The sequence below is a fragment of the Flavobacterium sp. LC2016-13 genome (genome assembly GCF_009707955.1).
Classification (GTDB): Bacteria; Bacteroidota; Bacteroidia; order Flavobacteriales; family Flavobacteriaceae; genus Flavobacterium.
In genome coordinates, this window is record NZ_WMDQ01000004.1 from 277,461 (window position 1) to 292,067 (window position 14,607).

Annotated in this window: 13 protein-coding genes; 6 read left to right on the forward strand and 7 right to left on the reverse strand. The window is 32.4% G+C overall.

Annotated elements, in window-relative coordinates; genetic code table 11:
- Positions 1–5 precede the first annotated feature (5 nt).
- The 3 genes from GKZ86_RS10480 to GKZ86_RS10490 all read right to left on the reverse strand — a co-directional run bounded on the left by GKZ86_RS10480 (position 6) and on the right by GKZ86_RS10490 (position 4,470).
- Positions 6–362: a hypothetical protein gene (locus tag GKZ86_RS10480; RefSeq protein ID WP_154783058.1), complete on the reverse strand. Its 357-nt coding sequence runs from the start codon at positions 360–362 to the stop codon at positions 6–8.
- A 113-nt stretch (positions 363–475) separates the two neighbouring features.
- Entirely contained in the window at positions 476–1,654 is a 1,179-nt protein-coding gene (locus GKZ86_RS10485; protein ID WP_154783059.1) for an AIR synthase related protein, read from the reverse strand.
- Positions 1,655–2,280: 626 nt separating this feature from the next.
- Complete coding sequence (locus GKZ86_RS10490; RefSeq protein ID WP_154783060.1) at positions 2,281–4,470, reverse strand: glutamine synthetase III; 2,190 nt, start codon at positions 4,468–4,470, stop codon at positions 2,281–2,283.
- A gap of 428 nt (positions 4,471–4,898) precedes the next feature.
- Here GKZ86_RS10490 and GKZ86_RS10495 point away from each other — a divergent pair, with 428 nt between their 5' ends.
- Together GKZ86_RS10495 and GKZ86_RS10500 are read left to right on the forward strand one after the other, a co-directional pair.
- Positions 4,899–5,912, forward strand: a complete 1,014-nt coding sequence (locus tag GKZ86_RS10495) for a glutamine synthetase beta-grasp domain-containing protein (RefSeq protein ID WP_154783061.1) — start codon at positions 4,899–4,901, stop codon at positions 5,910–5,912.
- Positions 5,913–6,282: 370 nt separating this feature from the next.
- On the forward strand, positions 6,283–7,251 hold the full coding sequence (locus GKZ86_RS10500) for a TerC/Alx family metal homeostasis membrane protein (protein ID WP_154783062.1): 969 nt from the start codon (positions 6,283–6,285) through the stop codon (positions 7,249–7,251).
- A 71-nt stretch (positions 7,252–7,322) separates the two neighbouring features.
- On the opposite strand, the gene GKZ86_RS10505 is transcribed toward GKZ86_RS10500, so the two are convergent.
- From GKZ86_RS10505 to GKZ86_RS10515, 3 genes are all read right to left on the reverse strand, one after another.
- On the reverse strand, positions 7,323–7,862 hold the full coding sequence (locus GKZ86_RS10505; RefSeq protein ID WP_154783063.1) for a hypothetical protein: 540 nt from the start codon (positions 7,860–7,862) through the stop codon (positions 7,323–7,325).
- An 87-nt stretch (positions 7,863–7,949) separates the two neighbouring features.
- Complete coding sequence (locus GKZ86_RS10510) at positions 7,950–8,819, reverse strand: alpha/beta hydrolase family protein (protein ID WP_154783064.1); 870 nt, start codon at positions 8,817–8,819, stop codon at positions 7,950–7,952.
- 221 nt (positions 8,820–9,040) lie between these two features.
- A complete protein-coding gene (locus GKZ86_RS10515) occupies positions 9,041–9,913 on the reverse strand; it encodes an AraC family transcriptional regulator (RefSeq protein ID WP_154783065.1) in 873 nt (290 codons plus the stop codon).
- Between the two features lie 450 nt (positions 9,914–10,363).
- Between GKZ86_RS10515 and GKZ86_RS10520 the strand changes: the two genes are divergently transcribed.
- The 4 genes from GKZ86_RS10520 (at position 10,364) to GKZ86_RS10535 (ending at position 13,337) form a co-directional block, all read left to right on the forward strand.
- Positions 10,364–10,762, forward strand: coding sequence for a T9SS type A sorting domain-containing protein (locus GKZ86_RS10520; RefSeq protein ID WP_154783066.1), 399 nt, complete (start codon positions 10,364–10,366; stop codon positions 10,760–10,762).
- A 550-nt stretch (positions 10,763–11,312) separates the two neighbouring features.
- A complete protein-coding gene (locus tag GKZ86_RS10525) occupies positions 11,313–11,714 on the forward strand; it encodes a T9SS type A sorting domain-containing protein (RefSeq protein ID WP_154783067.1) in 402 nt (133 codons plus the stop codon).
- A gap of 463 nt (positions 11,715–12,177) precedes the next feature.
- The gene (locus tag GKZ86_RS10530) at positions 12,178–12,582 is read left to right on the forward strand and encodes a T9SS type A sorting domain-containing protein (RefSeq protein WP_154783068.1); all 405 of its coding nucleotides are present in this window, start codon (positions 12,178–12,180) and stop codon (positions 12,580–12,582) included.
- A 362-nt stretch (positions 12,583–12,944) separates the two neighbouring features.
- Positions 12,945–13,337, forward strand: a complete 393-nt coding sequence (locus GKZ86_RS10535) for a secretion protein (protein ID WP_154783069.1) — start codon at positions 12,945–12,947, stop codon at positions 13,335–13,337.
- Positions 13,338–13,398: 61 nt separating this feature from the next.
- Here GKZ86_RS10535 and GKZ86_RS10540 read toward each other — a convergent pair whose 3' ends face one another.
- Positions 13,399–14,604: a hypothetical protein gene (locus tag GKZ86_RS10540; protein WP_154783070.1), complete on the reverse strand. Its 1,206-nt coding sequence runs from the start codon at positions 14,602–14,604 to the stop codon at positions 13,399–13,401.
- Positions 14,605–14,607 lie beyond the last annotated feature (3 nt).

Here is a 14,607-nt window from a genome sequence, read left to right on the forward strand (position 1 = left end):
AAAATCTATTCACTCATTTCATCATAGCGTTCCGGAACTTGCGGATCGTATAGCGGACATTTGAATTCTTCCAGAACATCAACCAATAAATCCATTGTTTTTCCTTCGGTTCCGTAACAATCGATTTTGATACTTTGCGGTGTTGTAATAACCTGAAAAGCTCCTTTTCCTGAAGTGTTTTGCCAGCTGTTTTCATCCACTTTTTCCCATTGAGAAAAAACAGAAGCAATCCTGTTTAAAATAACCTGAACAGGAAGTATTTCAAGGCCTTCCACTTCTTCTTTTTCAACAAGAGCTTCGTAAACCTCATGATGGTTTAAGTAAGTTTCTTCTAAATATCTCCAAAAAAGTAGTTCGTACATAGCCTTGTGTGTTTTTTAACCCTATATTTTTCCGTAGAGGCGCACAGCAGTGCGTCTAACATCGCGGGAGACGCACTGCCGTGCGCCTCTACAAATTATATGGTGAATAAATTTTAATACTTAAACGTTCCGTATTCGCTGGTAATTGTCAATTTCTTAGCATCTGCTGCTTCTACTCTACCCACGATTTGTGCATCGACATTGAATGATTTTGAAATCGCAATTATATCTTGTGCAATATTTTCCGGAACATAAATTTCCATACGGTGACCGCAATTAAAAACCTGATACATTTCTTTCCAATCGGTTTTTGATTGTTCCTGAATTAGTTTAAATAATGGTGGAACCGGAAATAAATTATCTTTTATAATGTGTAAATTCTGAACGAAATGCAAAATTTTAGTTTGAGCTCCTCCACTACAGTGCACCATTCCGTGAATATCGTTTGGTGAGTAAGTATCTAAAATTTTCTTGATAATTGGCGCATAAGTTCTTGTTGGAGAAAGTACCAACTGACCTGCGTTTATTGGGCTATTTTCAACTTCATCAGTTAAATTTACCTGACCTGAATAAATTAATTCTTCCGGAACAAGTGCATCATAACTTTCAGGATATTTTTTAGCCAGATATTTTCCGAAAACATCATGACGTGCAGATGTTAAGCCATTACTGCCCATTCCGCCGTTATACCCTTTTTCGTAAGTTGCCTGACCAAAAGATGCCAAACCAACAATAACGTCTCCCGCTTTGATATTAGCATTATCAACAACATCGCTGCGTTTCATACGAGCGGTTACAGTTGAATCTACAATGATTGTACGAACAACATCGCCAACATCTGCAGTTTCTCCTCCGGTTGAATGAATCGTTACTCCGAAAGTTTTTAATTCGTTGATTAATTCTTCGGTTCCGTTGATAATTGCCGAAATAACTTCAGCAGGAATTAAGTTTTTATTTCTTCCAATAGTTGATGAAAGCAAAATATTATCGGTTGCGCCAACACATAATAAATCGTCAATATTCATGATTAACGCATCTTGCGCGATTCCTTTCCAAACAGAAATATCTCCGGTTTCTTTCCAGTACATATACGCCAAAGACGATTTTGTACCAGCTCCGTCAGCATGCATAATTAAGCAATGTTCTGAATCTTGTGTAAGATAATCCGGAACGATTTTGCAGAATGCCTGCGGAAATAAACCTTTATCAATATTTTTTATGGCGTTGTGTACGTCTTCTTTCGATGCCGAAACACCTCTTTGTGCGTACCTTTTGCTAGAATCTGAACTCATGAAAATTTGTTTGTGTTGATGTGGTGCAAAGATAATCCCTTTTTTTAATTCTATCGTTGAATCGATTATTGATTCACAAAAAAAAATCAGCAGGTTTACGACCCCCTGCTGAATTTTCGCATTGAATTTGCTATTTGAATTTTGGCTTATACAATTATTCCCAATCAGGCATAGAAGTTCCGAAGAACAATATTGCTCTGGAATTAGCAACTCCAATACTGGTTTTTATTATATTTTTTAAAGAAATTCCATCGTTTGATGTATTCATAAAAATTAATTAGGATTTATTTGAAGAGTACCGAACATCTAGATCGTTTGTTCCTGCTATTTTTTCGGTTACAATTTGATAAGATATAGAATCCGGTAACAGAAAAATTGATTAATTTCTACTTTAAAATTATAAAAGTTCCTCAAATAAAAATCGATTATGAACGTCTATTTTTAACATTTTAGCTACTTTCCGATGAAATGTTACACTATCCCGATGAACTGCTATTTTTATTTTTCATGCTATAAGAAATTACTTATTGCAATTTTTATTATGATTACAACTTCATACAATTCATTTTAATATAATAAAAAAGCCCGCTCAAAAAGACGGGCTTTAAATCGAATGTTGTAGAATATTATTTTGTAAACAACAATTCTCTGTATTTAGTTAATGTCCAGCTTTCGTCATCTACTAATAATTCTAATTTATCACAGTGATTACGAATGTCTTCAAAATAAGGTTTTACTTTATTGCAATAAACTTCGGCCATTTTTTGTGCATCAGTTAATTGATTTGCTTTTTTTCTTTCTTCGGTCATGGCCAATACTTTAGAATTGATTCCTTCAATATGACCTGAAATTTCCTTAATCAAAACGATTTGTTCTTTTGCAATGGTTTCGAATTCTTTTCCGAAGATTTCTTTCAATCCTTTTACATTTTCAATTAATGTATTTTGATAACGAATTGCTGTCGGAATTACATGGTTTCTTGCAATATCTCCTAAAACTCTTCCTTCAATCTGAATTTTTTTGGTGTATTCTTCCAATTCAATTTCGTAACGCGCTTCAGCTTCAACATGATTTAAAATTCCCAATTCATCAAATAAATCCAAAGCTTGTTTCGAAACTTTCGCTTTAATCGCTTCCGGAGTTGTTTTAAAATTGCTTAAACCTCTTTTTGCTGCTTCTTTTTCCCAGGCATCACTGTAACCGTCACCCTCAAAAAGTATTTTTTTAGATTGTTTGATGTATTCTCTTAAAACATTAAAGATCGCGTCATCTTTTTTCATGTCTTTAGAGTCGATTAAAATATCAACTTCTGTTTTAAAATCTTTTAATTGTTTTGCTACAATCGCATTTAGAGTTGTCATTGCGTTCGAACAGTTTGCATTTGAACCAACAGCTCTAAACTCAAATTTATTTCCTGTAAAGGCAAAAGGCGAAGTTCTGTTTCTGTCTGTGTTATCTAAAAGAACGTCCGGAATTTTTCCTACTACATTCAGTTTTAAATCAGTTTTTTCTTCAGGAGATAATTTTCCTGTTGTAACGCTTTCTAGTTCTGATAATACTTTTGTCAATTGCGCTCCAATAAAAACCGAAATAATAGCCGGCGGTGCTTCATTCGCACCTAATCTATGATCATTACTTGCTGTTGCAATAGAAGCTCTCAATAAAGTTTCGTAATCGTTTACGGCTTTTATCGTATTAATGAAGAAAGTTAAAAACTGTAAATTGCTCATTGGTGTCTTACTCGGACTCAATAAGTTAACTCCCGTATCTGTTGCCAATGACCAGTTATTATGTTTTCCGGATCCGTTTACACCTTTAAATGGTTTTTCGTGAAATAAAACTTTAAAATCATGACGTTCTGCCACTCTCTGCATCACATCCATTAATAATGAGTTATGATCTACGGCAAGATTTGTTTCTTCAAAAATTGGCGCTAATTCAAATTGGTTTGGCGCTACTTCGTTATGACGAGTTTTTACCGGAATTCCAAGCAACATACATTCTTGTTCCAAATCTCTCATGTACGTTAATGCACGCGTTGGGATTGATCCAAAATAATGGTCATCAAGCTGTTGTCCTTTTGCAGACGTGTGTCCTAACAAAGTTCTTCCCGTCATCATTAAATCCGGACGAGAATTTGCCAACGCTTTATCAATTAGAAAATATTCCTGTTCCCAACCTAAAGTTGCGGTTACTTTTTTTACGTTTTTATCGAAATATTTACAAACTTCTGTTGCAGCTTCATCCATTGCAGATAAGGCTCTTAATAACGGAATTTTATTATCTAAAGCTTCACCTGTGTATGCGATAAATACGGTTGGAATACATAAGGTTGTTCCATATATAAAGGCTGGAGAAGTTGGATCCCAAGCGGTATAACCTCTGGCTTCGAACGTATTTCTGATTCCGCCATTCGGAAAACTTGATGCATCCGGTTCTTGTTGTACTAATTGCGCTCCGCCAAATTTTTCTACAGGATCGCTTCCGTCATAAGATGTCTCAAAAAAAGCATCGTGTTTTTCTGCAGTTGTTCCTGTAAGTGGCTGAAACCAGTGTGTATAATGCGTAACACCTTTTGCCAAAGCCCATTCTTTCATGCCCATGGCAATATAATCTGCCAGTTTTCTTTCTATTTTAGTTCCATGCTGAATAGCGTCTCTAACTCCTTTTAAAGCATCAGAAGTTAAATATTGCTTCATGGCTTTCTCATTGAACACATTTGAACCAAAAATGTTAGATTTTCTATCAATTTCTTCAAAATGTACCGGCTTTCTGGTAGAAGCTTCTTTTAAAGCTTGGAAACGTAATGTTGACATGTATATAATTTTAAAAATTCGTACTAATTTTCTATAAAAAAAGAGTAACAAATATAAACAATTAAACAGCCTGTTTTAAAGATAAATTAGAGAATTTTATACGATGATTTTGCAACATAAGACGCTTTTTACAAAGAATAATGAATTCGTTTTGAAGAAATATAACAAATTATAATACTATTCTTCATTAAATAAACAATTTTTCGCAATTGATTAGCAATGAAATTCAAAAATCAAAGCCAATTTTTACGAATTTCATTCTTTACACTATAAAAAAATGCTATTTTAAAAATATACCCCTTTCGAAATTGCACTTATCTAAAAAATAATGATCGCCTAAACAAAATAGCCCCCTAATTTTTAGGACTAAAAAAATAAATCTATATTTGACCCAGCGAAAAAACAAAAAAAAATAAATTTATATTATTATGGCTAAAATTAAGTTAGAGTACATTTGGTTAGATGGATATGAACCAACTCAAAATCTTAGAAGTAAAACTAAAGTTGAAGAACACGAGAATTTCAAAGGTACATTAGAAGAACTAGGAAACTGGTCTTTTGATGGTTCATCAACAAAACAAGCCGAAGGTGGTTCATCTGACTGTTTGTTAGTTCCTGTTGCAATTTACCCTGATCCAACTCGCATCAACGGATGGTTAGTAATGACAGAAGTTATGTATGCTGACGGTACGCCACACTCTTCTAACGGTAGAGCTACTATTGATGATGATGGTGATTTCTGGTTTGGTTTCGAACAGGAATATTTTATCATGGATACAAAAACTTTATTGCCATTAGGTTTCCCTGTTGGAGGTTATCCTGCTCCACAAGGTATGTACTACTGCTCTGTAGGTGGAAAAAACACTCACGGAAGAAAATTAGTAGAAGAACATGCTGATTTATGTATCGCTGCCGGAATTAACTTTGAAGGTATTAACCAAGAGGTTGCTTGCGGACAATGGGAATTTCAATTATTCGCTAAAGGTGCTAAAAAAGCCGGAGACGAAATTTGGGTTGCCCGTTATTTATTAGATCGTTTGACTGAAAAATATGGTTACTATATCGAATATCACCCTAAACCATTAGGAGATACAGACTGGAATGGTTCTGGTATGCACGCTAACTTCTCTAACGAGGTGTTAAGAACATGTGGAGACCAAGCTACTTACGAAAGAATTTGTGAGGCTTTCCGTCCTGTTACTGCTGAGCATATTGCGGTTTACGGAGCTTACAACGAGCAACGTTTAACTGGTAAACATGAAACTGCTTCTATTCACGATTTCTCTTATGGAGTTTCAGACAGAGGATGTTCTATCAGAATTCCTTTAATGACTGTTCAAAAAGGATGGAAAGGTTGGTTAGAAGACAGAAGACCAGCATCTAACGGTGATCCATACAAAATTGCTGCAAGAATTATCAAAACTGTAAAATCAGCGCTATAATTCTAAGCTCAAATTATACTGGAAAGTGCCATCTTAATTGATGGCACTTTTTTTATTTGTCACACTGAGCGAAGTCGAAGTGCAGCCAACTTATTGGTTTATCTCGAAGTATGTCATTCCGAGGAACGAAGAATCTCCACAATAAACTCCGCTCCTAAAAGCACCAATCTTTGTAGAGCTACTTGAGGAGATTCCTCGTTCCTCGGAATGACAAAAATTATGATGTTTTTTTTAACTCTTAGCATTTCGACTTTGCTCAATGTAAAATACCCAATTTAAATCTTATCTATTTTGAAAGTTATTTTCTAATAAATTAATTTTTAAGTTAAACTTCAAAACCTATCTTTGTAAATCATTTAAAAAATATTATATGTTTGTCTGGATTCTCTTTTTATTAGCCGTAGTACTTATCCTTGCTTTAGATTTAGGAGTTTTTAATAAAAACCCTCATATTATCAGTACTAAAGAAGCAAGCAAATGGACTCTGATCTGGGTATCATTATCCTTTTTGTTTTCGGGAGTTATTTACTGGCTTTATACTACAGATTATATTGCAAATCCTGATAAACTAAAACCTGCTGTAGCTTCTATGAAGTTTATTACGGGTTATTTAATTGAATTATCTTTAAGTGTAGACAATATATTTGTAATCGCTATTATTTTTGCTTCTTTCAAAATACCTCAAAAATACCAACATCGTGTTTTGTTCTGGGGAATTTTAGGTGCTGTTATTTTCCGTGGATTAATGATTTTCTTTGGCGTTATGCTAATTAATAAATTTGCATGGACGACTTATTTGTTTGGTGCTTTCTTATTATTTACAGCTATAAAAATGTTATTTTCTGGTGAAGATGAAGATTTTCAGCCTAAAGATTCATTTGTATATAAAACATTAGGAAAAGTTATTCCGATTACTTCTGAAATGGAAGGCGAGAAATTTTTCATTACTACAAAAACGGCAAAAAAAGCCGCTACTCCATTATTCGTTGCTTTGATTGTTATTGAAGTTATGGATGTTCTTTTTGCGGTAGACAGCGTTCCAGCGATTCTTGCTATTACCTCTGACCCGTTTTTAGTTTTCAGTTCTAACATTTTTGCGATTCTTGGATTACGTTCTATGTATTTCTTCCTGGCGAATATGCTGGCTAAATTTAGTTATTTAGAATATAGTCTAATTGCTATTTTAAGTTTCGTTGGTTTAAAAATGTTATTGCATGAATGGATTGTTGTTCCGGAATGGGCTTCTTTAGGATTTATTGCGCTTTCGCTTTTAGTGGGAATTCTGGTTTCTTTAAAATTTGGAGAAGAAAAAGAACTTACAGATTCAGATCAGGAATAAGTTTTTTCGAAACATATATGTATAAAAAAGGAGATCTTACGATCTCCTTTTTTTATACATTACTTTTAAAATTATAGATTGACTGTTTTTATTTTACTATCATCAATGTTATACTTTTTAATTACAGCATTGTAATCAGAGTAATCCTCCTTATTTACTGATTTGTTACTAATTTTTGGATCTTCACCCGGAACAATTACAATACGAAATTTTTGATTAGTTCTAAAATTAGCTGGTACAGTATTTAAGTTGGATCCATCTAGATAAAGTTCAAAATCTACTCGGCTAAAATTAAATTTATAAGTAAAAAATAAGGTCGCGTTATTATAATATTGTAAATCTGGAATTTGAGTCCAAACGGTACTTCCATTTGCTGCTACTCCAGTCGCTCTATAAGCCAAAACTACATCGCCAGGATAAAGGGTGAAACCAAAATCTATAAGCTCTCCATCTCCATTCAAATCAAAATTAACGTTATTGACATCAATAACTTGAGCAATTAATCCATCAGCTCCATCATATCCCGGAGGTCCTTCTGGCCCTTCTGGTCCTTCACAACCAGCAAATGCAAATAATCCAACAACAGCGAAAAGGGTCAATATCTTTTTCATAATAATTTTTTTTAAGGTTTATACATAAAGGTATTCCAAAAATCAAACCAAAAAAAGCATTTAGACTATTCTTTGTTAAAAAATTCCCTATTTTTTTGTAACCTGTTGGTTTTTAAGTAGGATTTTGTTGAAAAATAACACATGATACGGCAATGAATTTTCCCAATATTCCCACGTGTGAGATCCAGGGCGTTCGGTGTAATCGTGTTCTACCTTATTATATACTAATCTTCTGTGAAGTTCTTTGTTGGATTCTATTAAAAAATCATCAACACCACAATCTATTATTAAAGGAAGTTTGTTGGCTTTTAGTTTATCCAGCATATTCATAACGGCATATTGCGCATACATTTCTGAGTTATCACTTTTGTCGCCAAAAACGGGCTGCATTAATTTTATGACTTGTGCTGAAGCTTCACGATTTAGCATCGAACTCATATCTACTGCCCCACTCATACTTCCGGCGGCGCAAAACAAATCAGGATGTTTGGCCGATAAATATAATGCTCCGTGTCCGCCCATAGAAAGTCCCGTGATTACACGTCCGTTTCTATTGCTAATCGTTCTGTATGTTTTATCTACTTTCTGAATTACTTCTTGTGTTATAAAAGTCTCAAACTGACTTTCTTTATTTACCGGACTATCCAAATAAAAACTAAAGGTTTCTCCTTCGGGCATTACAATAATAATATTGTATTGATCTGATAAACTTTGTACCAATTTTTTATTGGGTGTATTTTTTAACCAATCACTAAAATGTCCGTAAGCACCATGCAATAAATACATTACCGGAAATGCCGATTTGCTTTTAGCATAAGAATTTGGCAATACAACAGCAGCTTTATAGGTTTTACTCATCGCTGTACTGGCAACTTGCAAAGTATCTACTTTTGCGGCGTAACTCATTGATGAAACACACAATAAGACTGCAAATACCAGGGTTTTTAAGTTTTTCATATTGATATTTTTTTCTGATTAGGGATTGTAAATATACCTTTTTCCGAATAATATATATGAAAAATCCGACTCGTTTTTCAAGGAGTCGGATTGTGGGTTTTATTTTTTTCTAAAGCTTAAAAATGACTTTAATGATTAAGAAAATCGTTTGCCACGAATTACACTAATTTACACGAATCTTTGTCGATTTTTAATTTGTGCAATCTGTGGCATAAAAAAAATTACTTAATAATAATCTTATGCTCGTTTCGATATTGCGAAGCGCTTTTACCTGTATATTGTTTAAACGATTTACTAAAGTGGCTAAAGTTATTAAAACCACTTTCGTAACAAACTTCATTTATAGATATAGGTTTTTCGGCTAATAGTTTTGAAGCGTGCACCAAACGATATTCATTAACAAACTCTGTAAAGGTTTTATTGGATATTTTTTTGAAGTATCGGCAAAACGAAGGCGTCGTCATACTTACCAGACTCGAAACTTCATCGATTGCAATAGATTCCTGGAAATTATCTTTAACGTAATTAAAAACTACATTTATTCTGTCGTTATCCTGTGTATTTAATTCTAATGAAAAACCGTCGGCATTTAGAACAGTGTATTCTTCAGATGATTCCAGTTCATCCAAAACACTCAAAAGTGTCAGCAAGCGTTCAAACGGAAGTTGATTTTCCATCATTTCGATCTTCTTCCCTACGCGGCTTTTTGTTTCTCCGCCAAAAGCAATTCCGCCTTTAGACTGGCTCAAAATGTTTTGAACCTTTCTCATTTCGGGTGCTCGAAAAAATTCATTCCCTAAAAATTCAGGTTTGATATGAATTACCGTTTCATTTATATTTCCTGTCTGCTCGTTCGTAAAACCACAATGTGGCAAATTAGAACCTATCAAAATCAAACTACCATTCGTGTAATAAGAAACATGGCTTCCTATTTGTCTTTTTCCTGCGCCACCATTTATATAAACCAATTCAATTTCCGGATGATAATGCCATAAATGCGCTTTACTATTGGTCTTTTCGGCATGCTTAGTGTAGGTAAAAGAACTTCCGTATGAGTTAGTTATCACTTCAAGAGCGGGGGCGATGTTCTTCATGATAATAATCTTTAAATAATAATAGCAAATTTAACAAAAAAGCCTAAAATAATTCATATTTTAACCTATAACGGTTTCGTTACTGAGAATATTGCATGATATTCTGCAAAATTTCAAATGCCAAATTAGCATCATTTACGCATTTTTTAAACGACCCATATTTTTATGTTTGATTTTTTTTATATATCACATTTAATCTCGTGTTTTTATAAATATATAACATTTATGTAAGAATTTTAAAGGTTTTTAAAAAATGTTAATTTTTACAAATAATTGAAAAATAATAGCCTAATTAACTAAAACACCTCAAATAATTCAAATTTTAACCTATAACGGTTTCGTAAATGAGAATATAGCACATAAATTGGAAAATAGAGTTGTGAAAAAAAATGGATATCTGAAGTAATTTAGCATCATAGAAATCGAACTAATAATTTAAAGAATATAGTCATGAAAAAGATTTTAAAATTTAGTGTAGTATGTGCGATACTTTTTTCAGGAATGAATACGTATGCAATTGATGGAAATGAGGATTTTAACCTTCATGTATTAAAAAACGGAAAAGTAATAACTTTTGGTCTTAACCAATTGCAAAAAGCAAACTTAGCAATATACGATCAGGATGGTACTTTATTTTATTCTGAGAATGCTTCTGGAAAAGATGGAATTTTAAGAACTTTTAGTTTACAAGATTTTCCTGATGGAACTTATTTCTTAGAAGTTGAAGACAACGCAAAAAAAGTGAGATACCAAATTAACGTTGATAACGAAGTTACAACTTTGTCTCCAAAAGCAATTTCTTCAGTTTATAAAGTTGCTGATAAAAATACAAGCGTAGCAGTACGCTAAAAGAGTTTATACTAGAATACAGTATAAAAATGAGGTTAGATAGTTAGTAAAGTAAAAAACAACTTATTGTTTTGAAACAGCTCTTTGTGGTTATTGAGCTGTTTTTTTTGTGCCTTATTTTTCTCATCTATGAAGGTGATTCTCATTTTGTGTCATTTCGACGAAGGAGAAATCACACTAGAAGATCGACAAAGATTGGCGATTTAGTTTGCGGAATTACTTTATGTGATTTCTCTCCCGAAGCCTCGGGATCGAAATCACACAAAAATGAGTTTATTTAATGGTGTTAGAAAGTAAATTCCAAAACGACAATATATTCTGTATTTGTAACAAATCGAAGTAAATTTACATTTTCTTAATTCAAACAAAACGTTGAAAAATAATAACTGAATTAACTAAAACGATAAAAATAATTCAAATTTTAACCTATAACGGTTTCGTAAATGAGAATACAGCATAGAAATTGGCAAATAGAGTTGTGAAGAAACATATACATCTAAAGTAATTTAGCAGTATAGAATTAGAGCTATTAATCTAAAAAAATAATACCATGAAAAATTTAAAATTAAGTTTAGTATGTGCAGTGCTTCTTTCAGGATTAAGCAGTTATGCAATTGACGGAAATGGAGATTTAAATCTTCATGTATTAAAAACAGATGGTAAACTAATTACGTTCGCTATAAATAGAGTACAAAAAGCCAACCTGGCAATTTATGACAAAAATGGTTCTCTTATATATACAGAGAACGCTTATGGCGAAAACGGAATTTTAAGAACTTTTAGCTTAGAAGAATTTCCGGAAGGAACTTACTTCTTAGAAGTTGAAGACAATACAAAAAAAGTAATACACGAAATTACTATAAATGATGCCGCTACGGTTTTATCATCAAAAGCAATTTCATCTGTAAATAAAGCAGTTCCTGCTAAAAGCACAAGCGTGGCAACACGCTAGAAAAGTTTATACTCGCATACAGTATAAAAATGAGGTTAGATAGTTAGTAAAGTAAAAAACATCATTGTTTTGAAACAGCTCTTTGTGGTTATTGGGCTGTTTTTTTTATGCCTTTTTTTAACCGCAAAGGCGCAAAGTTTACGCAAAGTTCGCAAAGTTTTATAATTAAAAGCTTTGCGAACTTTGCGTTTTTATTTCTTTGCGTGCTTTGTGGTTAAATTTTATAACCCAGGATTTTTGTAAGAAATAGAAATAAATTTACATTGCCTTAATTCAAACAAAACATTGAAAAATAAAACCTGAATTAACAAAAACGATAAATATAATTTAAATTTTAACCTATAACGGTTTCGTAAATGAGAATATAGCATAGAAATTGGCAAATAGAGTTGTGAGAATACATTAACTATATAAGTAATTTAGCATCAGAGAATTAGAACTATTAATTAAAAAAACTAATGCTATGAAAAATTTAAAATTGAGTTTAGTATGTGCAGTACTTTTATCAGGAATGAGTACTTATGCAATTGATGGAAATGAAGATTTTAATCTTCATGTATTAAAGTCTAACGGATCGCTAATTACGTTTGCACTTAACAAAGTAACAAAAGCAAATTTGTCGATCTATGACCAAGATGGTACTCTAATTTATTCTGAAAGTGCTTCGGGTAAAGATGGAATTTTAAGAACTTTTAGTTTAGAAGAATTTCCAGAAGGAACTTACTTCTTAGAAGTTGAAGATAATGTAAAAAAAGTGAGACATGAAATTACTATAAATAACGGAATTTCAGTTCTTTCTACAAAAGCGTTTTCATCAACTTACAAAGCAGGTTTTTCTGCCAAAGATTCTAGCGTTGCAGTACGTTAAAAATTTATTTGCCCCAAGCAAAATAAAAATAAGTTAGAAGTTAGTAAAATGATTGTTATAAAGACAGCTCACTACGGTTATTGGGCTGTTTTTTTATGCCTTATTTTCTCTAAAACCTAAAACGTTTTTGTAAAATGAAAAACTATTCTTAATAAATGAAGAAGCTTGTTTTTTATGTTGAAAAAAATAATTAATTTAAAAACATCCAGAACCCCAACAATTACGTAGATAGATCAAACAAAGCACAGAAAGAGTTTCAATTCAGCAACTTAAGTCAATAAAAAAACGATTTTTTTGCACAAAATTCAATTTGTATTTGTTAGTTTTACGCATCCACGATTAATAATAAAATTTAAAAAAACATGACAAAATTTACCAAAATGGGCTTAGTTGTTGCCGTATTTTTAACAACTATCTTTACTTATGCAATTGACGGAAAAGGTGATTATATCTTGTATATAAAAACCGGAAATGGAAAAGTGGTAAGCTTTACTCTAAATACCGTTGAAAAAGCAAATTTTTCAATCCTAGACGAAAACAATACTTTGTTGTACACAGGAGTACCATCTGCTGATGAAGACAATTTAGAGATTTCTAAAACTTTAAGTTTAGAGGCCTATCCAGCCGGAACTTATTTCTTAGCATTGAATTCTAATGGTAAAGTAGTAAAACATAAAATTACAGTTTCAACTAAAAAAGTAAAAACAGTTGTGTTAGATGAATCAGTAAACGAAAGTCCTGCATTTCGTCGTTAATCGTTTTATGCCTCCAAATTAAAAGCATCAGCCCCAAGCTGATGCTTTTTTTTTTGATATTCTATTTTGGATTTGTTTCGGAAATCATCTTAAGCAATTCATCGCAATAGGTAACTTTATCTTTTTGTTGGGTTCTTTTGTTTTCTTCGGCAGCTTCGTAAACAAGAATATGAAACCAAACCAATATTCTGTTCGCCATATTTTGAGTCGAAACTTCTTTACTTAATTTCATAGTATCCAAATTTTTAAATTCTGTTTTCCAAAATTTAAAATTGTTAGAACTCTTGGCCAGTTCTAATTCTTTATAAAATTTAAGCGATAATTTGTCTAATATTTCTCCTTCTAATACCGTTATTTCATCCATTCGTGCTACTTCTTCCTTATATTCACGGGATTTTTTGATTTCGGCAATTTTTGTTCTTATAAAACTGTCGTCATTTATATTAAAAGAAGTAATGCAATTTTCATAATTACGTACCGAAGAAATCATTTCTTTATTAAGCCTTAAACTATCGGCTATTTTTAAATTATTGTCATAAATTCTTTTAATAATAGTATCGTTTTTTGGTCTGATATTCTTTTTATAGGCCTGAATTTCTAACCAATCAAATGCACGAAGCATTTCGTTTTGTTTGGGCCATATATGATCTTCGTGAGAAATAAAAAGCGTATTGGTAATCTTTGCATTATCCAGCCAGGTTTTATTAGCCACCATTTCCTGGTAATTCATATCCTTATCTCCTACCATACCCACATACGAAAACTTATTAGAAGGCGGAATAAACTTATCCAAATCATTAAAAGAAGCTCCGCAAGCTATAACGCCCTGAAAAAATCCAGACGATATTCCGTAAAAACTAGCCAATCGTGCACCACCCGAAAAACCCGAAATATAAAGTTGCGACATATTAATATTATACATTCCCAATACATGATCGAACAACCTGTTTGCGGTAGCAACATTATTTTGTACTAAACCATTTTTTACATTATTAGAACATACTAAAATATAATTATAGGTTTCTGCAGCCAATATAAACGGTTCTATTGCTATTTTTGCTCTAGCATCGGGATCAAAAATAAAAACTACTGCCGATGGAATTTGAGCATCATATTCTTTAGGAAAATATATGGCATAAGATTCATTTGGTGCATTGACAACTTTTACCGAATCATTAATAATTCCTGTTCGAAGTAATGGCGCATCCTGAGCATAATTACAAAACGTAACTAGAAGAAAAAGAAAACAATAGATAATATTTTTCATTAA